Raw genomic sequence first — 754 nt, 5'->3', positions numbered from 1 at the left:
CTTCGGCGTTGTAAGGTTAAGCCTCACGGTTCATTAGTATCGGTTAGCTCAACGCATCGCTGCGCTTACACACCCGACCTATCAACGTCATAGTCTTTAACGTTCCTTCAGGAGACTTAAAGTCTCAGGGAGAACTCATCTCGGGGCAAGTTTCGTGCTTAGATGCTTTCAGCACTTATCTTTTCCGCATTTAGCTACCGGGCAGTGCCATTGGCATGACAACCCGAACACCAGTGATGCGTCCACTCCGGTCCTCTCGTACTAGGAGCAGCCCCCCTCAATTCTCCAGCGCCCACGGCAGATAGGGACCGAACTGTCTCACGACGTTCTAAACCCAGCTCGCGTACCACTTTAAATGGCGAACAGCCATACCCTTGGGACCTACTTCAGCCCCAGGATGTGATGAGCCGACATCGAGGTGCCAAACACCGCCGTCGATATGAACTCTTGGGCGGTATCAGCCTGTTATCCCCGGAGTACCTTTTATCCGTTGAGCGATGGCCCTTCCATTCAGAACCACCGGATCACTATGACCTGCTTTCGCACCTGCTCGAGCCGTCACTCTCGCAGTCAAGCTAGCTTATGCCATTGCACTAACCTCCTGATGTCCGACCAGGATTAGCTAACCTTCGTGCTCCTCCGTTACTCTTTGGGAGGAGACCGCCCCAGTCAAACTACCCACCAGACACTGTCCGCAACCCGGATCACGGGTCTACGTTAGAACACCAGCCATTAAAGGGTGGTATTTCAAGGA

At 53.3% G+C, this 754-nt stretch carries 1 rRNA gene; it reads right to left on the bottom strand.

Annotated features, from left to right (window positions below):
- Positions 1–12 precede the first annotated feature (12 nt).
- Positions 13–754, bottom strand: a 23S ribosomal RNA gene (locus UR504_RS21520); the annotation flags it as partial.

This window comes from Enterobacter sp. 241F3 (assembly GCF_034106785.1).
Taxonomy (GTDB): Bacteria; Pseudomonadota; Gammaproteobacteria; order Enterobacterales; family Enterobacteriaceae; genus Enterobacter; species Enterobacter vonholyi.
Note: the sequence above shows the minus strand (reverse complement) of the source record. Positions and strands in the feature narration are given on the sequence as shown.